The 18,470-nt window shown below is 65.8% G+C and carries 14 protein-coding genes; 3 read left to right on the top strand and 11 right to left on the bottom strand.

The genetic code is table 11. From position 1 onward, the window contains the following. Nucleotides 1-3 precede the first annotated feature (3 nt). Nucleotides 4-2,835, top strand: a complete 2,832-nt coding sequence (locus tag OXG33_04095; GenBank protein ID MCY4113109.1) for a hypothetical protein — start codon at nt 4-6, stop codon at nt 2,833-2,835. A gap of 94 nt (nt 2,836-2,929) precedes the next feature. On the opposite strand, the gene OXG33_04090 is transcribed toward OXG33_04095, so the two are convergent. The 10 genes from OXG33_04090 to OXG33_04045 form a co-directional block, all read right to left on the bottom strand. Next, complete coding sequence (locus OXG33_04090; GenBank protein MCY4113108.1) at nt 2,930-3,904, bottom strand: amidohydrolase family protein; 975 nt, start codon at nt 3,902-3,904, stop codon at nt 2,930-2,932. Then, entirely contained in the window at nt 3,901-5,703 is a 1,803-nt protein-coding gene (locus OXG33_04085) for a hydantoinase B/oxoprolinase family protein (GenBank protein MCY4113107.1), read from the bottom strand. The genes OXG33_04090 and OXG33_04085 overlap by 4 nt, the downstream gene beginning before the upstream one ends. After that, nucleotides 5,693-7,732 (bottom strand): hydantoinase/oxoprolinase family protein, encoded by a 2,040-nt coding sequence (locus OXG33_04080; protein ID MCY4113106.1) that lies wholly within the window; start codon nt 7,730-7,732, stop codon nt 5,693-5,695. Before OXG33_04080 ends, OXG33_04085 begins: the two co-directional genes overlap by 11 nt. Beyond that, on the bottom strand, nt 7,729-8,745 hold the full coding sequence (locus OXG33_04075; GenBank protein MCY4113105.1) for an ABC transporter ATP-binding protein: 1,017 nt from the start codon (nt 8,743-8,745) through the stop codon (nt 7,729-7,731). Before OXG33_04075 ends, OXG33_04080 begins: the two co-directional genes overlap by 4 nt. Next, the gene (locus tag OXG33_04070; protein MCY4113104.1) at nt 8,726-9,724 is read right to left on the bottom strand and encodes an ABC transporter ATP-binding protein; all 999 of its coding nucleotides are present in this window, start codon (nt 9,722-9,724) and stop codon (nt 8,726-8,728) included. Before OXG33_04070 ends, OXG33_04075 begins: the two co-directional genes overlap by 20 nt. After that, on the bottom strand, nt 9,721-10,623 hold the full coding sequence (locus tag OXG33_04065) for an ABC transporter permease (GenBank protein ID MCY4113103.1): 903 nt from the start codon (nt 10,621-10,623) through the stop codon (nt 9,721-9,723). Before OXG33_04065 ends, OXG33_04070 begins: the two co-directional genes overlap by 4 nt. A gap of 1 nt (nt 10,624) precedes the next feature. Further along, nucleotides 10,625-11,641 carry an ABC transporter permease gene (locus OXG33_04060; protein MCY4113102.1) on the bottom strand — a complete coding sequence of 339 codons (1,017 nt, stop codon included), beginning with the start codon at nt 11,639-11,641 and terminating at the stop codon, nt 10,625-10,627. Between the two features lie 160 nt (nt 11,642-11,801). Continuing rightward, the gene (locus OXG33_04055) at nt 11,802-13,544 is read right to left on the bottom strand and encodes an ABC transporter substrate-binding protein (GenBank protein ID MCY4113101.1); all 1,743 of its coding nucleotides are present in this window, start codon (nt 13,542-13,544) and stop codon (nt 11,802-11,804) included. Between the two features lie 243 nt (nt 13,545-13,787). Beyond that, entirely contained in the window at nt 13,788-14,570 is a 783-nt protein-coding gene (locus tag OXG33_04050; protein MCY4113100.1) for an FCD domain-containing protein, read from the bottom strand. A gap of 357 nt (nt 14,571-14,927) precedes the next feature. Then, on the bottom strand, nt 14,928-15,074 hold the full coding sequence (locus OXG33_04045; GenBank protein MCY4113099.1) for a hypothetical protein: 147 nt from the start codon (nt 15,072-15,074) through the stop codon (nt 14,928-14,930). A gap of 580 nt (nt 15,075-15,654) precedes the next feature. Here OXG33_04045 and OXG33_04040 point away from each other — a divergent pair. Together OXG33_04040 and OXG33_04035 are read left to right on the top strand one after the other, a co-directional pair. After that, nucleotides 15,655-16,491 (top strand): methyltransferase domain-containing protein, encoded by an 837-nt coding sequence (locus OXG33_04040; GenBank protein ID MCY4113098.1) that lies wholly within the window; start codon nt 15,655-15,657, stop codon nt 16,489-16,491. Nucleotides 16,492-16,589: 98 nt separating this feature from the next. Continuing rightward, the gene (locus OXG33_04035) at nt 16,590-17,414 is read left to right on the top strand and encodes a class I SAM-dependent methyltransferase (protein ID MCY4113097.1); all 825 of its coding nucleotides are present in this window, start codon (nt 16,590-16,592) and stop codon (nt 17,412-17,414) included. A 198-nt stretch (nt 17,415-17,612) separates the two neighbouring features. On the opposite strand, the gene OXG33_04030 is transcribed toward OXG33_04035, so the two are convergent. Further along, a complete protein-coding gene (locus OXG33_04030; GenBank protein ID MCY4113096.1) occupies nt 17,613-18,095 on the bottom strand; it encodes a MarR family transcriptional regulator in 483 nt (160 codons plus the stop codon). Between the last annotated feature and the right edge of the window lie 375 nt (nt 18,096-18,470).

Raw genomic sequence — 18,470 nt, 5'->3', positions numbered from 1 at the left:
TTCATGCGGGCGCTCGCGGCGCTTGTTCTCCGGCGCCTGCGGAGCAGTGGGCCGGCAATGTTGATCGTGGCCGTGGGCATGTGGGTCAGCGTGGCCCTGGTGACCGCGGTGCCGCTCTTTGCCGCGGGCTTCAGCGATGCCTTGCTCAGACGCGAGATCGAGCACGCCCGCCTCCCGCTGGCGTCCAGCGTCGTCGTGCGCCACGCGGAAGGCCGAACCCGCCAGCCGGCGATGGGGCGAGAGGGGTATCAGCGCGCCTCCGAGGTGTTGAGTACGCAGCTCGCCGATCGCGTCGGACTGCCCGAACGCCAACGGGTGAGCTATCTCGAGTCGGACCGGATGCCCGTCGAAGCGTTTGCGTCGACTGGTGAGCCGCTGCGGCCGTCCTCATTCATTTTCGGATTCCTCGCCACGATGACGGGGATGGCCGACAACGTCGAGCTGCTGGAAGGACGGATGCCGGCAGATGCGGTGCGGACGGCCCAGGACGCAACCGGCGCGCGGTTCGCGCTGCTCGAAGGGATGATGTCGTCGCGCGCCATGGACGACCACGGTCTGCTGCTTGGCGATCACATCGAGCTGACCCACAGCGACGCCCGCGCGACGGGCACGTTTGTCGTGCGCGTCGAAATCGTGGGGCGATTCGTTCCCTCGGACCCCGCCTCGATCTACTGGTTCAAGGAGCCCGGCGACTTCGACCAAGGCGCGGTGATTGTTGACCGCGACGCCTTCGTGAGCGGTCTCCTCGTCCTTCGACCCAGCCTCTACGGTGAGGCGACGTGGTATTCGAACTTCGACCCGGACGCCATTCGCGCCGCCAACTACCAGCAGATCATCGGCGGGTTGCGCCAACTCGACCCGCTGGCGGGGACCGTTGCACCAAACGCGAGGGTGGAAACGCGTCTGGACCGCATTCTGGTCGCCGCGGACCGGCAGCGAACGACGGTCGAGCTCACCCTGTTCGTCCTCAGCGCTCCCGTCGTTGGCCTCGTTCTCTATTTCATGGCGCTCTCGACCGGGATGGTTGTGGACGGCCAGCGGGCCGAGATCGCCGTGCTCAAGAGCCGCGGCGCCAGCACGCGGCAAGTCGTCGCCGTCTATCTCCTCGAGACTCTGCCGCTGGCCGGACTGGCGATCGCCGTGGGTCCCTTCCTGGGCATGGGAATCGCCCAGGCGATGGGCAAGACGCTCGGCTTCCTGGAGTTTACGAATCGGCCCGACCTGCGACTGGAGCTGACGGCAGGCCACTATGTTCTGGCCGCGGCCACCGCCGGGCTGGGCATTCTCGCCATGCTGGCGCCGGTGATCGGCGCCGCGCGTCGATCGATCGTGACCCATCGGCAGCAGGTCGCGCGGGCCCGGCGCGGGCCGTTCTATCAACGGTTCTTTCTGGACCTCGGGCTGCTGGGGCTGGCTCTCTATGGGTACGCCACGCTGCGCAGCTGGGATGCCCTGCCGGACCTCGGTCCCGAGGCCCAACCCTTCGCACAAACTCTGCTGGTGCTCATCCCCATGGTCTTCATCCTGGCGGGCGCTCTCGTCTTCCTGCGGCTGGTCCCCTGGATCGTCCGCTGCCTGACCTGGGCTGGATCGCGCATGGATGGCGTGGTGTTGTTTCTGGGTCTGCGGCAGATGGGGCGGCGCGCGGGTCCATTCACGGGCCTGATTATCCTGCTGATGTTGACCTTTGCCACCGGGACGTTCAGCGCGTCGATGGCGGCCACTATCAACCGCAATCTGGAAGACAGCGCGTATTACCGAATTGGCGCGGACGCCTTCTTCGAGGAGTACGGCGAATTCGACGACGACCAGCAGATATGGCACATGCCCCCGATCGAGGGGCATCTGGGCGCCACCGCCGGCGGCGCTCCCGCGGTGGACCGGGCAGCTCGCCTCTGGCGTGATGAGGCGGTGGTCAGGCTGTCGGGTGGACCGCTGGCCTACTCACGCCCGGTGACGCTCTACGGCGTGGACCCAGGTCCGTTTGCCCAAACGGCGTGGTGGCGCCGCGATTTCGCACCCGCGTCACTCGAGGCGCTGATGAACGCAATGATCGCCGACGATCGGGCCTTGCTGGTCGATCGGCGTCTCCTGGCGGAGCTCCCCGATCTGCAAGTGGGTGACCCCGTCAACGTCGATGTTGGCAAGGATGAACTGGGGTTCTTTGTGGCGGGCGTCATCGACACCTTCCCCACCCACTTTCCCCATGAGGGATTTTTCGTGGTGGCGGACCTCGGGCGCCTGGAACGGTCCTTGGGTGAATCACCGTGGAACGTGTTGGCGCGACTGCGTCCCGACGTGGGAGCCGGCGAGCTCGTAGGCGGTTTGCGAGAGCTGGGATTCCGCGTGACAAAGGCATTCGATGCGCGCGAGCTACTCGCGAGCGCCCGCGACGATGCCACGCGGATCGGGACTTTCGGGATTCTCACGGCAGGCTTTGTGACTTCCGTGCTGCTGACGGTGGCCAGCCTGGCGGCCTACGCCCTCATATCGTTCCGGCGTCAGCTCCCGGAATTCGGAATTCTGCGCGCCATGGGTATTGCGCGGCGCCAGATGGTGGCGCTCATGATGTTCGAGCACGGATTCCTGGTGGTGCTCGGGACGGCGGCCGGCACCGCGCTGGGGATCATCACGGGCGCGCTGTTCACTCCCTTTATGCAGCTTCACGGGGAGCGCCTGGATAGAACGCCGCCGTTCGTGGCCATCACGGCGTGGGATGACCTGGGCAAGCTATTCGTTGTGCTCGGCATCGCGCTCGCGTTGCTGCTGGCCGTGACCATGCGGCGGCTGTGGGGCATCCGCACGCACGCCGCCATCAAGTTCGGGGACGAGTAGGCCTCGAGTCTTCCCGTGCTGAGCACCAGCGGCCCCTGGCGTCTATGTCGGTACCGGCCATCGACCGTGGAGCCACCGCGGCCGCGATCATCCCTCAGTCCATTGACAGCCCGGCAAACTTTGCCGCGTTGACGCCGAGCACGAGCCGCTTGTCCTCGTCCGACAGGAAGTCCGCGTGCGTGGAGACCATGGTGAGGTTTTGCTTGTAGGTGCAGCGGCCGTCCGTCCACGGCCAGTCCGTACCCCACATCACCCGCTCCACGCCCGCGCCCTTGACGAGTCGTTCCAGTAGGGCAAGACCGTTGGCGTAGGGGTATTCCCACTCCGGGCCTTCCATGCGGCCGTTGGTCCAGGCCATCTCGTCGCCGAAGAAGATCGTGACGGCGGCGATGTCCGTGTAGAGGTGCTCGTGCCGGTTCAGCAGCTGCACGAACGGGTCAAGCAGCGGGAACGGCGGTCGGCAGTTCGCCAGCCACAAGTCCCCCCAGGTAAAGCAGCCCCAATGCGTCAGCAGGAATTTGACCGTGGGGAAATCGCGCGCGACCGGCTCGAATAGATCCAGGAATTCCTGGTAGTCCGACACGCAGGCGCGCAGGCGCGGGTCGTTCCAGCGCTCCCAGGCCATGATGATCGGCACGTCGCGCTCGGCGCATAGCTCGTAGACCTTGCGCAGCCCGGGATCGGACGGCAGGTGGCCTCGATAGGCCGGAAAGATCTTGAGTCCGACGGCCCCCGCGTCGAGGTCCTCCCGGATGCGGTCGAGATACCCCGGTCGATCGGGATTGATGTGATCGGTGAACCAGATCAACCGATCGGTGTTTCCCGGCAGGGCGTCGAGGAAATACTCCTTGGTGATGCGGTTGGCGGTTGGGTCGTTCCAGGCGTCGCCCAGGTCCGGCCAGATGTCCTCCGCCGTGTAGCTGATGAAGAAGCACTTGTCCACGCCGGCGTAGTCCATCTCGTCGAGCAGCAACTCGGCCGACATGGGGTGCCAGGTGTAGTGCATCCGAACGCCACGATCGTTGGCGTGGGCCTTCTCCAAGATGTGGACTTGAGTGTCGATAATCATCCTTCCCTCTTTTCTCGGGCGTGCGGGTGGCGCGTCTCGACGGCGCCCTCCGCGGCTATGTCCGCTGTATCGTCAGATCGTCCCTGGCCGGCTCTCAGCGCGCGCGTCTGCGCCTCATCGATCCGCCCGGTGCTGCGGTCGACGCACACCGCATACGTAGATTCAGCCTCAGCCGGCGTGATGTAGCCGCGACGGACGTCGTCCATCACCCGGCCGATCGCTCGCTCGCGAGGGTCGCCGTAGCCGCCGCCCCCGCCGGTGAAATAGACCACGCGCGACCCGGTCGGCAGTGCGTGGTTGGTGCACTTCTGCACCCGCTCCACGCGGTCGTCCGGATGGTGAATCTCGATGAAGCTGCCTTGTGCCGGCTGGCCGCCGTGCAACCCCCAGGGCCGACACTGCGAGCGCTCGAAGTTCGCAACCAGGCGCACGTCGGCCAGCAGCCGAGTCGAGCGCCGGACGCCAAGTCCGCCGCGGAACGCTCCGGGCCCGCCCGACCCTGTTCGCAACTCGTAGGCCTCCACTATCACCGGGAACTTTCGCTCGGAGACCTCGACCGGGTTGTTGCGAATGCCCCCCATCACCATGGCGTCCTCGCCGTCGGCGCCCGGCCGGGCGCCCCATCCGCCGCCGGCTTCGTCCACCATGGCGAAGAAGCTGCCGTCCGCCGGATGTTCACCAAACACGTGCGCGCCGCAACTCCAACCGTAGTTGCCGGCCACCGGGTGCGCCGTGACCGCCTGGGTGGCGGCGCGACGGATGCAATCGACCAGCGTGCCCGCCGTCTTGAAGCCCCAGAACACGGGTGCCGGCCGCTGGGCGTTGAACACCGATTCGTCAGGCACGTGCGCTCGAACGGGTCGGAAGTGCCCCTCGTTCGACGGCTCATGCGGGCTCGTCAGACTCTTGAACGCGATGCGGCAGATGGCGTTGGTGTAGTTCGGGTTCATGTTGTAGGGCCCGGCGCAAGGGCCGCTCGAACCGGTCAGGTCCACCACCATGTCGGACTCGTCGACGATCAGCGTCACCTCGATGCGGACTGGCACGTCGCGGTTGACGCCGTCGTCATCCAAGAACAGCTCCGCCGAGTACCTGCCGTCGGGGATCTCGTGGACCTTGGCGCGAGCGTAGGCCTCGCCCTGCACCAGCAGCGCGTCGCAGCACTCGCGGTACAGGTCGTAGCCGAAGCGGTCAATCACCTCGACGAGACGCTCTTCGCCCACGATGCAGGCGCCCACCTGTGCCTGCAGGTCGCCGAGCATCGTGGAACGTGACATGCGGCTGTTGGCTGCCATCAGCCGCACGATCTCCTCGTTGAGCCGCCCTTCGACGTGCAGGTGTACCGTCGGAATCACCAGGCCCTCTTGGAAGATCTCGGTGGCGTCGGTGCTCGCGAAGCCGGCCTTGCCTCCCAGATCGATCAGATGCACCCGCACCGCGGTGAATCCGAAGAGCTCGCCCTCGTAGTAGGCGGGCTTGACGATGCTCACGTCTTGCGGGTGCTGCGAGCAGCGATACGGGTCGTTGACGAGGAAGACGTCGCCGGCGCGCATGTGCTCGACCCCGCCCACGTCCTCGATCACCGCCCGCACCGCGTTGGGGAGGTCGCACAGGAAATACGGCAGCCCGTCGGCCTGGGCCAGTGTCTCCACCCGCTCGTTGAAGAACGCGACCGAGAAGTCCAGTGACTCGTAGATGATCGGGCTGAACGCTGATCGCATGATCTTGGTCCGCATCTCGCCCGTCACCGAGATCAGCGCGTTGCGGATCAGCTCGATCGTCACGGCGTCAGCCGCCATGCGTGCCCCCATCCGTGTCGACGATCAACAAGCCGTAGGCGTCGACTGTCAGGCTCGCGCCCGGAGGAATCACGGTGGTGCTGCTGGCCTCGGTGACGATTGCCGGACCGCTGAGTGCGTGACCGGCGCGCAGATCGCCGCGATCGAAATGCGGCGTGTCGCAAAAGGCGTCCTCGAAGTAGACCGGCGACCGGCGATTGGGCGTTGGGCGCGAACCGGGCTCGGCGGCCTCGATCGGCTTCAGCTCAGGCCGGTCGGCTGCGCCGCGCGCGGCCAGGCGCAGATTGACGATCTCAATCGGCTCGGCCAGGTCGTAGCCGTAGACGCGTCGATGCGCCTCGTCGAACGATTCCTTGACTGCACTCGGGCCAATCTCCGGCGGCACGGGCAGCGTCAACGTGTGCTCCTGTCCCCGGTAGCGCAGGTCCAACTGACGGACGAACTCGTGCGAGTCCTCGAGCACGTCTTGCCGCAAGAGCAGGGTGCGGCCGCCGGCCTCCAACTCGGCGAATTGCGACTCGATCTCGCCCATCGAGCCCGGCTCGACGGCGAGTACCACGGTACGAACCAAATCCTGCCGGAAGTCGGCGAACAACATGCCCCACGCGGAGAACGTTCCCGGCGCCGGCGGGACCACCACCTTCGAGACGCCGATTTCCCGCGCGATGCCGACCGCGTGCATGGGCCCCGCGCCGCCGAAGGCGAGCAGGCTGAAGTCCTTGGGCGACAGCCCGCGGCCGATGGTGATGTCGCGCACGGCATTGGCCATGTGGTTCGTCACCAGCCGCACGATCCCTTCGGCCGCTTGCTCGACGTCCATGCCGAGGGGCCGAGCCACCTCGCGCGTCACCGCGTCCGCGGCCAGATTGGGCCGGATCTCGAGGCCGAGATGGGCAAACGTATCCGCGCTGATGCGCCCCAGCGCCAGGTTGGCGTCGGTGACGGTCGGCTCGCGTCCGCCGCGTCCATAGCACGCCGGGCCCGGCCGGGCGCCCGCGCTCTGCGGACCGACCCGCAGGGAGCCGTCGATCTCCACCCGCGCCAGCGAGCCTCCGCCCGCGCCGATGGCGTTCACCTGCAGCATGGGCACCAGCACGGGCAGCCGCTTGATCTCGCTGTCAGTGGTCAGCCCCACCTCGCCGTCGATCACCAGACTCACGTCGCAGCTGGTGCCGCCCATGTCCAGGCTGATCATGTTGGCGTCGCCCAGCCGGCGCGCCACCTGCGAGGCGCCGATCGCGCCGCCTGCCGGGCCGGACAGCAGCGTCTGGATCGACCGGGCCCTGGCCAGCGCCGCATCCATGATGCCGCCATTGCACTGCATGACGTATAGCGAGCGGCGATACCCGCGTCGGGCCAGTTGGCGCTCGAGATCCTCCAGATAGGCCGTGATCAACGGCTGCAAGTAGGCGTTCATCACCACCGTGCTGGTGCGCTCGTACTCGCGCCATTCCCCGCTCACTTCGTGCGAGAGCGAGATGCTCACCCCGTTGATTTCCCGTTCCAGGATTCGCCCGATCCCCAGCTCATGCGCCGGATTGGCATAGGCGTGCAGGGTGCACACCGCCACCGAGCGCACCCCGCGCTCCTTGAGCGCCCCCGCCACGGCCTCGACCTCGGCGGCGTCCAGCGGAGCGAGCACCCGACCAAACGCGTCGATTCGCTCGTCCACCTCGAACACCATGTCCCGCGGCGCCAGCGGTCGGGGCTTCTCATAGACATAGCTGTACATATCGGGCTTGTCCATGCGCCCGATTGCGTAGACGTCGCGAAAGCCCCGGGTGGTCACCAGCCCGGTCGGGACCCCCTTGCCCTCGAGAATGGCATTGAGACCGACCGTGGTGCCGTGAACGAAGAACTCGACCGAGTCGAGCTCCACGCCGGCGCTCGCCAGGCACGCCAGCACGCCGTCCGCCAAGGCGTCGGGGCTCGAGGACGACTTGGCGACCCGCAGCTCCCGCGTCTCGTGGTCGAACAGCACCAAGTCGGTGAAGGTGCCCCCGATGTCGACCGCCAGCCTGCGTCTCATGTTGGCGCCGCCTCGCGCTCGGCCTCGGCGTAGAGGAAGCAGGCGACCCGGTGGCCCGGCCTGGTTTCCAGCAGCGAAGGCTCCTCGTGCCGGCAACGGTCCATCACGAACGAGCATCGCGTCTGGAAGCGGCACCCGCTGGGAATGTTGGCGGGGCTGGGCGGTTCGCCCGGCAGCAGAATACGCTCGCGTTTGGTGAACGGGTCCGGGATCGGGATCGACGCGATCAGCGCCTGCGTGTACGGGTGAAGGGCGTCGTCAAAGATCTGCGCCGTGGCTCCGGTTTCTACGATCGCCCCGAGGTACATCACCGCCACGCGGTCGCAGGTGTGCCGCACGATGGTGAGGTCGTGGGAGATCAACAGGTACGAAACCCCGGTTTCATCCTGGACCTGCTGGAGCAGATCGACCACGGTGAGCTTCAAGGATGAGTCCAGGGCCGAGGTCGGTTCATCCAGCACGATGAAGTCGGGCTCGGTCGCGAGCGCCCGCGCGATCGCCACCCGCTGCTGCTGCCCCCCGCTGAGTTGATGGGGATACCTGCTGCGGTGCATCGGCTCGAGCCCCACTTGGCCCAGGAGTTCGAGCACGCGACGCGCCGCGTCCTCGCCGCGGGCCAGGGCGTGGACGCGCAGCGGCTCGGCCAGGGTGGCTCGCACCGTGCGCATCGGGCTCAGCGATTGGCCCGCGTCCTGGAAGACGATCTGCATCCGCCGACGCAGCTCGCGCAACCGTTGGCCGGTCGCCTGGGTCACGTCCTCGTCCCCGAACGCCACCGATCCGGCGGTGGGCTCGAGCAACCGCAGGATGCACCTGCCCAGGGTGGACTTGCCGCAGCCGCTCTCCCCCACCAGCCCAAAGGTCTCGTGGGCGCGAACCTCGAACGTCACCCCGTCCACCGCGCGGACCGGGCCGTCGCGTCGGAGCTGATCGGGCGCGCCTCGGAGCTCGCGCTGCCCGTGCGACGAGAAATACTTGAACAGCTTGGTGACGCTAAGGAGCGGCGAATTCACGGATAACCGTCTCCTGACAGAGGACGTGGTGACCCGGCGCCACCTCGAGTCTCGGGGGTTTCGCCGGCCGGCAGGCCGGCAGCACGTACGCGCAGCGGTCGGCGAATCGGCAGCCCGGCGGCGGGTGCAGCAGGTTGGGCACGACCCCGGGTATGCGTTCAATGTCCGACAGGGGGCTGTCGCGATCGACGCGCAGGGTCGAATCCAGGAGGGCGCGCGTGTAGGGGTGGCGGGGATCGCGAAAGACGGCGCCGACCGGCCCCACCTCGACGATGTGCCCGGCGTGCATGACGCCTACGCGATCGCACATCTCGGCAATCACGCCCATGTCGTGGGTGATCAACAGGATCGAGGCGGCGTGCTCCTCCTTGAATCGCCGCAGGTGCTCCAGGAGCTGCGCGCCCACGGTCTCGTCCAGCGCCGTGGTCGGCTCATCGGCGATCAACAGCCGCGGACGCGACGACAGCATCATCGCGACCATCACGCGCTGGCACATGCCCCCGGAGAGCTGATGCGGGTATCTTGTGAGCGCCGCCTCCGGGTCGGGCATACCGAGGTCGCGCAACATCTGCACCGACCGGCGACGGACTTCACCGCGGCCAATATCGTGATGGGTGCGCAAGGCGCGGGAGAGCTGCACCGCCACCGTGCGCACCGGATCGAGGGAAGCCCGCGGGCTCTGGAAGATCATGCCGATCTCGCGTCCACGGATGGTGCGTACCACGCGCTCCGGGAGCTCACGCAGATTGCGACCGCCGAATGCGATGTCGCCGCCGACGATGCGCCCGGGGGATGGCACCAGCCCCAGGATCGAAAGCGCGGTGATCGACTTGCCGGAACCGCTTTCGCCGACCAGACCGAAGATCTCGTTGGACCCGATCTCGAAGCTGATGCGGTCCACGGCCTCGAGCGTGCCTTCGCGGGTGCTGAAGTGCACCTGCAGCTCGGAGACTCGGAGCAGGGGGCCGTTGGCACTCATTGGCGGCGCCGCCGGGGGTTGAGCACGTCCAGCAAGCCGTTGCCCACCAGGTTGAACCCGAGCACGGTGACGAAGATCATGAGCCCGGGAAAGAGGGAGATCCACCACTCGCCCGTGCGGACGTAGGGCGAACCCTCACTCACCATGATTCCCCACTCGGGCGCCGGCGGTTTGACGCCGACGCCGATGAAGCTCAGTCCAGCCGTTTCCAGGATCACGTAGCCAAATGTCAACGTGGCTTGCACCACCAGCGGCGGCAGGGAGTTGGGCACCAGGTGAACCGCCAGGACACGCAACGGTGAGCTGCCGATGGCGCGGGCAGCTTCCACATAGAGACTCTCCTTGCGGTGGAGAATCTCGGCCCGCGTGATCCGCACCATCGGGGGAATGGCAATGACCGTCAGCGCCACCACCAGGCTGAGCATGCCGCCTTGCTGGATCGTCACCGCGATGCCGATGGCCAGGATCAACGGCGGGAAGGAAAACACCACGTCCATGGCTCGCATGACCAGTTCGTCCGCCACCCGACCGGCGAACCCGGCCAGGGCGCCCAGCACCACGCTCATCACGAAGGCGACGGACACCACAATGCCCGCCACTGCCAGGTCGACCCGCGCCCCATGCACCACCCGCGAAAAGATGTCCCGGCCAAACTGATCCGTGCCCATCAGGTGCTGCGCCGACGGTGGCTGCGTGGTGTTGAGCAGGTCGCCGCTCACTGGATTGGCCGGCGCGATCAAGGGCGCGAAGATGGCGAACACCACCACGATCGCGATCAACGTGAGACCGACGACCGTGAGCGTGTTCTGGCTCACCTGGTACCACACGGTGGCAATGCGCCGGCCCGACACACCGAGAGCACCGCGTCGTCGGCTCGGGGAGAGTTCGGCGATGGCCACGTCAGCGCACCCGGATCCGCGGGTCGATGGCGAAATAGAGCATGTCAACGGCGAGGTTGATCAGTGCGAACAACACTCCGACGATGAGGACCAGGCTCTGGATGGGCGCGAAGTCGAGCCCAATCACGCTGCGGTACAGATAGAGCCCAATACCGCTCCAGGTGAAGACGATCTCAACCAGCACCGCGCCCCCAACCAGATATCCCAGTTGCAGGCCCACCATGGACACCACGGGGATCAGCGCGTTGCGCAGCGCGATCTTGAGCACGACCTGCGTGCGGGAGAGGCCCAACGCCCGCGCCGCCCGCACGAAGTCCGAATCCAAGGCCTCGATCATGGCGGCGCGCGTCATGCGCGTGATCGGCGCCAACGGCAGGATGCCCAACGTGACGGCCGGCAGCACCAGGTAGAGCAGGCTGGATCTCAGGGCCTCCCAATTGGCTGTCAGCAGACTGTCGACCACGTAAAGACCCGTGATCTGCGCGGGCGCATCCACGTCCGAAGCCAGCCGACCCAGCGGCGCCGGCAGGACATGCAGTTGCGTCACGAACGCGATGATCAGCAGCAAGCCGATCCAGAACACCGGCGCGGAGATGCCCAGGATCCCGAGCAAGGTCGCCAGGTGATCGAACGGGCCGTTGCGCCGCAACGCGGCCGCGACCCCGAGAGAAACGCCGAGCACCACCGCCAGGAGCAACGCCGCGAGGGCCAGCTCGATGGTCGCCGGAAACCGTTCGACGAAGTCCTCGGCCACCGGATTGTGGGTGCGCCACGAATCTCCGAGATCCCCCCGAAACACGTTGCCCATGTAGGTGACGTATTGCTCCGGCAGGGACTTGTCGAGACCCATCTCGGCCCGCTTCAGCTGCACGAGCTCCTCCGTGGCGAAGACCCCCAGCCGCGAACGGGCAGGGTCGCCGGGGAGCACGTGCACCAGGAGGAATGCGACGATCGAGATGCCGAAGACGACCAGCACCAGCAGCGCCAGCCGTCGCGCCAAATATCGTCGTCGCGTCATCGCGCTCGCATCTCCTGATCTCGCACCCTTCCACGACCGCAGTCAGCCAATCTGTTCAAGCCGCGTCGCTACACGGCGCTGCCGGCAACGCCGGGGACGGGCGAGGGCCTTCCCCCGAATTGGCAAGACCCTCGCCTGGATGACTTCCCCGAATCGCGCCTCAGCTCGTCACTCGGATGTCCTCGAACCGCGGCCAGACATCCATGATGCGGACGTCCTCGACGCTGTTCGTGCTGACCACGTGTGAATCGACATCCAGGAACGGCACGCGCGGCGATTGGTCGGCGATGCGCTGCTGGATCTCGGCGACTTGCTCGAACTTGCTCGACGCATCCAACTCCGCCACGGCAGCCGTGATCAGGTCGTCGGTCTCGGACGTGCCCCACCGGCTCCAGTTGGACCGCGAGTCGGACTTGTAGCCGAAGATCATGAAGTAGGCCGCGTCGAAAATCAGGGGCGGCCAGTTCATCGTCGCCGCGACGCACTGGGCTTGCTGGGTCCCGTCCTCGCGCAGGTCGCAGCCTTCCAAGACCGCCGCCGATGAGAGCCTCTGGATCTCCATGTTGACGTTGATCTTGCTCAACTCGCCCGCCAGCACTTGCAGCGCCTGCCCCTGGATGGCCGAACTTTCGTCCTGGCTCACGGTGAAGCTGAAGCCGTCCGAGTGGCCGGCGTCCTGGATCAGCTGTCTGGCCTTGTCCAGGTTGTACTCATACTGCTGGTAGTACGGCTGGTAGCCAAAGCAGATGGACGGCACCGGACCCTCGGCGGCGCGGGCGAAACCAAAGGTCAACTGGTCGACGAGTTGCTGCCGCGGCAGGGCGTGGTTGAGCGCCTGACGCACGCGCACATCGTCGAAGGGCGGCTCGCTCATGTTCAGCGCCAAGTAGTGATGCTCGCTGCCCGGTGCGTGGTGCACGGTGAAGGCCGGATCGTCGTCAAACTCCTTCAAGTCCTTCAGCAGCAGTTGCTCCGTCATGTCGATGGCCCCCTCGCGCAGCAGCAGCGCCCGCTGGGTGGCATCGGTGATGACGGTGCCCTCGATCGCCCCGACGGCGGGCCGGGCCGAGTAGTCGGAACCGCCCCAGTAGTCCTGCCGGCCGCGCAAGAGGAAGCGCGTCGACTCGAACTCCTCGACAATCCAGGGGCCGGTGCCGATCGACGCAGCGCCCTCCACGGTCGCCGCCCACTCCTGCGCCCAGGGGTCGTTGCTGGTCGCGTGGGCCTGCAGCGCCTTGCTGTTCATGATCGGCGCATAGGGGCCCATCTCGGTCGCCGACAGAATCGTGAACGAATTCGCCCCGGGGTTGAGGTGCATCTTCACGGTCATTTCGTCAATGACTTCGGGCTTGGTCTCTGCGGTGAAGTTGCCGATCACGCCCAGAATGAAGGCCGGGATTCCGGGAATCGTGAGCGACCGCTCCATGCTGTAGGCCACGTCCTGTGCCGTCAGCGGCGTACCGTCACCGAAGGTGATTCCCTGACGTAGCCGGTACGTGACCGACCTGGCGTCGTCGGCAATCTCGTAGCCCTCGGCCAGCCACGGAACCACGGAGTTGTGGTCCTTCGTGCGAGTTCCCTTGCTCGTGGCCTTGTAGCCGTAGCGCGTCAGGTTCTCGAGAATGTTGGCGATCACCGCTCGGCTCGGCTCCGAGTTCGGGTCGGCCTGGTTGTCCAGGGAGCCCATCTCCGCCGAAGTGCCGAATCGCAGGACCTGCTCCTCGGCGCCTCCGGGGACCATGACTTCAACCGGAACTTCCTTGATGACCTCGACTTCCTTGATCACTTCCTGCGTTACGACCTTCTCGACGATTTTTTCTTCGCCGCAGGCAGCCAAGGCGGCAGCCGCTCCCATCCCAGCCGTTCCGAGAATCGCGGCTCGAAGGGCCTGTCGTCGTGACATCAATTTCGCGTGCATCTCCAACCTCCCAATCAACGCCGTCGGGTGTGCCCGACCCGCATCAGGGGTAGGAAACTCTCGCTGCGCCATGATTCTTGGTGCGCATGAAAATGCTCGTTCTATCCGCCGGCGGGCGGCTGGCAGAGCGACCGAGTTTGCCCCCTGGCACTCCCTCGATCTTGCCGAGAGTCGTCGAACCTCAGGCATTGGTCGTTGGCACAATCCCGAACATCGGCCATTTACCTCTCAGGATTCGCTATGGGCGCCTCCTTCCAGCACTAGCGACTGCTCCGTTGATTTGGTCGAGTCAGTCCGCCGGCCGGCGCGGTCCGGCACGCCGCGTCCCGACTCCTTTTGGAGCCGATCCATCGCGCGGCGAATGTCGGACTCGGTGCGCAAAAGGTGTCGCGACATCGCATCCGCGGCCGCGTCGGCGTCCTCGCGGATGATGGCGGCGACGATTTCACCGTGAGCGTGGGTCGCGTAGGCCACTGGGTCCGATTCGCTGCCCAGGGTCGACAGCCGGATTACGGTCCGTAGCAGCGGAAACAGCGGTGAGAGCGCGCGATGCAGGAAGCGATTCTCCGTGGCCTCGAGGATTGCCGCGTGCAGCTCGATGTCTCGCTGGTTAAAGAGCGCGGGATCGTCGCCGATCGCCGTGGGGATTGCCGCCAGCGCCTCATCGATTCTGCGCTTGTGTTCCGGCACGGCGTGACGCGCGGCAAGCGCCGCCGCCTGGACCTCAACCGCGCGTCGTGCTTCGAGCATCTCGTCCACCAGCGCGGGAAACTGCGGACTCTCGTGAAACGCCCCGGTGACCCCAGGGTCCAGAACGTTCCAGTCGTGCGCCTCGCGCACGATCGTGCCTATGCCGTGGTGAACTCCCACCAGGCCGCGCGCGGCGAGGACCCGAAGAGCCTCTCGGACGACCGCACGGCTGATTCCGAACTCGTCCCCCATGATGGGTTCGGGGGGCAGGAAGTCGCCGGGGGCCAACTCTTCCCGCACGATGCGGCCGGTATACGCCACAACCACTTCGTCATGCAGACGGGATCGAATTGGCCGCGCCATCTCGAGGTCATTAGGTCATCAGATGACATGCGGAATATAGTCTCAGAACTATTCGCCTGTCAATTATTTCGGGTACGAGGCAATAGCTCCCACCAGCCAGGGTCGCGTAGAGCGTCCATTCGTGGCAGCTGTTGGGTTGAATCCACGGTCGCTGAGGTCGCGGCCAGTTGCCGCCGGGTCGCCGGCACGCCCTTGCGCGTCGCGAACGCGGCGACTACCCGAGGGCCCGGGAACGCTCCACGCGCTGATTCCAGGGAGTTCGCGCGCGGATCCCACGCCGAACGGAAAGCATGGGTTGGGGCGAAACGACGCCTGTCAGCGATCGTGCTTCCTGACCCGGTGCAGCATGTCATCGATGGGGTCGGGTTGGCGCCAGCGGTAGACGAGATTGACGACGAGGGCCGCGAGGGAGCAAACGATAAAGGCCACGGTGGCGATGTTGACGGCGCTTAGGCCCTCCATTGCCCCGTCGAGCAAGGAGTGAGGCGACCGACGGCAAAGCTTCGGACTGCGGGTGAATGGGGGTTGTTTGCCGCCGGCCGCCCATTGGCTGGCGGCGTCGGATCGATGTCGGCACTTCGTCTCCGCGAATGCGGGAGAGTCGTGCGGACCCCACGGATGCCGCGGAGGCCGATTCGAACCGCCCGTCGCAAGCCTTCGGAGTTCATAATCTGCGTTGCACCGCGTCTGCGAGTGCTTGATTCAGGGACCTGTCTTAGATCTCCCGAGACCAGTTGTTTGCTGCTCCGCACGAGGTAATCTGTTAATCGGCATTTACAGTTGACACTATACTATTGTTAGGTATTCATGTTCGAGGTGTCAACGCGGTCAAGCAACCGGCCAATGTGAAACGGCCGGTCGTCCCCGAGACGACAGGTCGACGAGATCGGGGCTGCGACCGATAGCGCCACCAGGCGTGGTTGGGCTCAGTGAAGGGCCGCCCGCTGGCGATTCTTGCCGCCCTCGCTCTCGATGTGATCCGTTCATAAAGATTGGAAGCTATGTATACTTCTTGATACGAGATTGGGGTCTCGATGACGCGATGACCGCGGTGGCGACGCTGACGTCCGCAACGCCTGACTACACGATGGGCTACGGCGCGGGAGCCGTTGACGCCCTGGGTCGCGCGACGGCGGAGTCCCACGCCCGGCATCTGTTGCCCTATCTCCGGCCAGGCCTTCGCGTGCTGGATTTCGGGTGCGGGCCGGGCACCATTTCGGTGGGCCTGGCCGAGGCGGTGGCGCCCGGCGAGCTGCATGGCGTCGACATGGAAGAGTCCCAGGTCGCCCTGGCGAGATCGACAGCGCGGGTGAAGAAAGTGGAGAACGCGATATTCCAGGTTGGGGATGCGACCGACCTTCCCTTCGAGGATGGCTACTTCGATGTGGCCCACTGCCATCGCCTGCTCATTCATGTCCCGGACACGCACGCGGTGCTCGCCGAGGTGAAGCGCGTCCTGAAGCCCGGCGGGATCATTTCGTGCCGGGAGATGATCTGTGAATCGAGCTTCATGTATCCCGATTTCGGTGGCACGCGGCGATCGTGGGATCTGTTTGAAGACCTCGTCGCCGCCGACGACGGGCATCCCCAGATGGGCAAGGAGATGAAGGGCCACATCGTGGAGGCCGGATTCGAGAACGTCCGCATGTCCGCGTCGTTCAGCACCTACAGCACGCCCAAAGAGATCGCCGTCATCTATGACCTCATCGACCGATTCCTCCTCTCCGAGGAGATCGTCGAAGCGGCCATCAAGTACGGCGCCTTCTCGCGGGGGCTCTACAGCGACATCCGGTCCTCCTACGGCAAGTTGAAGAGCCATCCCGCAGCCTTCTGCGGCCTCGCCTACGGGGAAGCGATCGCCAACAAACCATTGCGATGAGCAGCGCATCCGTCTCGCTGACGCCAAGTGCGTGGAGTGCGCCGCCGCCGGCAGCGCGTCAGGGCGGATAGCCGACAACAAGAGGGGACCGTTACACGATGATGACCGATGGGACATCTGCGACACCCGACTACACCATGGGATTCAGCCAGGAAATGCTGGAGTCCCTGCGGCGCTATACGGCGGAGGCCAGCGCCGCGTATTTGCTGCCATATCTCCGGCCCGGCCTGCGCGTGCTCGACTTCGGCTGCGGACCGGGCACCATCTCGGTGGGTCTGGCCAAGGCCATCGATCCCGGTGAGCTGCACGGCGTCGACATGGAAGCGTCGCAGATCGAGTTGGCCCGGGCCGTCGCCGCATCACAGGGGCGGGAGAACGCGATCTTCCACGTTGGCGACGTGACCAACCTTCCCTTCGATGACGACTCTTTCGATGTCGCCCACTGCCACAACGTGCTCATGCACATTCCGGACACGGGCGCCGTGCTGACCGAGGTAATGCGGGTGCTGAAACCCGGCGGCCTCATTGCCTGCCGGGAGATGATCTGCGCGTCCTGCTTCAACCAGCCAAATTTCGGCGTGCTCCGGAGTTCGTGGGACATGTTCGAAGACCTGCTCGCGGCCGACGACGGGCATCCCCAGATAGGGAAGGAGCTCAAGACCCACTTCGTCGAGGCCGGGTTCGCGCACATCCAGATCACCGGATCGTGGGACGTCTACAGCACGCCGGCGGACGTCGAGTTCATCTTCGGTTTCGCCAATCAGTGGTTCCTGTCGCCCGAAATCACGGAGGCGGCCATTAAGTACGGGGCGTCGACCCCCGAGCTGGTCGAGCGGATTCGCGAGGCCTATATCCGTTGGAAGGACCATCCCGGGGCTCTTTGCAATCTTGCGTTCGGCGAGGCCGTCGCCAGCAAGCCGTAGCCGCGACCAGGCCGAACGCGAACCGACGGAGGCCGTGATCCGGGCGGCGGCACTGTCAGGTCGCGCGGGACTCCTCAGGGAATCGGCGCGAAGTGTCGGCGACGGTCGCGGTGCTCGACCTAACGGACCTAACGGCGGCCCGAGGAGGGCTCGGCCGCACCCAGGACTGCGATGTTCTTGGGACGGCGCCTGTTGGCGCTACTGGGACTCGAGCATGGCCACATAGTTGGTCTGCATTTGGGCGGTGAGGGCCTCGACCATGAGCAACTCTCCCTCGTCGCATCCCTCCAAGAGCCTGAGCAGGTAAGTCTGGATGCGCCCGGCGAGCTCCACAACCAAGCGCCTTCCCTCCTTGGTCAGACTGAGCATGACCGTGCGCCGGTCATGGGGCAGCCGACGCCTGATCAGGAGATCCTTCTCAACCAACCGCGTCACGATGCGGCTGATCCGCGACGCGTCGACGGGCAGCACTTGCGCCAACTGCGTCGCGGTGCACTCTCCAGTTTCCGCGCAGTACTGCAAGAGGTTGAACTCCACGGGTTGAAGATCGTGCGGCGCCGCCTCATCGGCCAAGGCCTTCATGATCGCGGTGCTCAGGCGAATCGTCCGCAATCCCAAGGACGGCGGCTCGCCCGGCCGGTGGTCATGACCGCCGGGTGCGGGTTGCTGCAGGTCTGTCATCCTCTAGTCAACCGCGCGAGATTATAGAACGTTGAGCATGCCGGCCCCGACGGCCGGCGACCGTGGACGCCTAGGGGCGTAGCCGTCGGGCGGCGGCCGGCCAGAAGGCTCGGAATCGAAATTCTGCTCGACGTCGGCGGCATCGCCCGACTCACGGAGCGCCCGAGCATCTCCCGCGCCTGACCGACGGAAAGTCCAGGCGCCTCCACCTCGAGCTGCCCGCATTCGGTTGCCGTCCGCTGTTGGCGGCGACTGCTTCCGCCATCACCTGGCCGCTGGGCCAACGCTGTGCGCCAACGACGATGTTGCGCTTGCAATGGATGCCTTTCTCAGTATTTGCATTTGACAAATACTGTGTAACACATGCACTGTCTC

The sequence above is a fragment of the Chloroflexota bacterium genome, assembly GCA_026708035.1.
Classification (GTDB): Bacteria; Chloroflexota; UBA11872; order UBA11872; family UBA11872; genus JAJECS01.
This window is presented reverse-complemented; position numbering and strand designations above follow the sequence as displayed.

What these genes read in the sequence shown, in the direction of transcription:
- OXG33_04045 (MCY4113099.1), bottom strand. Translation starts at nt 15,074, where the DNA reads ATGGAGGGCCTAAGCGCCGTCAACATCGCCACCGTGGCCTTTATCGTT.
- OXG33_04030 (MCY4113096.1), bottom strand. Translation starts at nt 18,095, where the DNA reads ATGACAGACCTGCAGCAACCCGCACCCGGCGGTCATGACCACCGGCCG.
- OXG33_04035 (MCY4113097.1), top strand. Translation starts at nt 16,590, where the DNA reads ATGATGACCGATGGGACATCTGCGACACCCGACTACACCATGGGATTC.
- OXG33_04060 (MCY4113102.1), bottom strand. Translation starts at nt 11,641, where the DNA reads ATGACGCGACGACGATATTTGGCGCGACGGCTGGCGCTGCTGGTGCTG.
- OXG33_04055 (MCY4113101.1), bottom strand. Translation starts at nt 13,544, where the DNA reads ATGTCACGACGACAGGCCCTTCGAGCCGCGATTCTCGGAACGGCTGGG.
- OXG33_04040 (MCY4113098.1), top strand. Translation starts at nt 15,655, where the DNA reads ATGACCGCGGTGGCGACGCTGACGTCCGCAACGCCTGACTACACGATG.
- OXG33_04070 (MCY4113104.1), bottom strand. Translation starts at nt 9,724, where the DNA reads ATGAGTGCCAACGGCCCCCTGCTCCGAGTCTCCGAGCTGCAGGTGCAC.
- OXG33_04085 (MCY4113107.1), bottom strand. Translation starts at nt 5,703, where the DNA reads ATGGCGGCTGACGCCGTGACGATCGAGCTGATCCGCAACGCGCTGATC.
- OXG33_04090 (MCY4113108.1), bottom strand. Translation starts at nt 3,904, where the DNA reads ATGATTATCGACACTCAAGTCCACATCTTGGAGAAGGCCCACGCCAAC.
- OXG33_04080 (MCY4113106.1), bottom strand. Translation starts at nt 7,732, where the DNA reads ATGAGACGCAGGCTGGCGGTCGACATCGGGGGCACCTTCACCGACTTG.
- OXG33_04095 (MCY4113109.1), top strand. Translation starts at nt 4, where the DNA reads ATGCGGGCGCTCGCGGCGCTTGTTCTCCGGCGCCTGCGGAGCAGTGGG.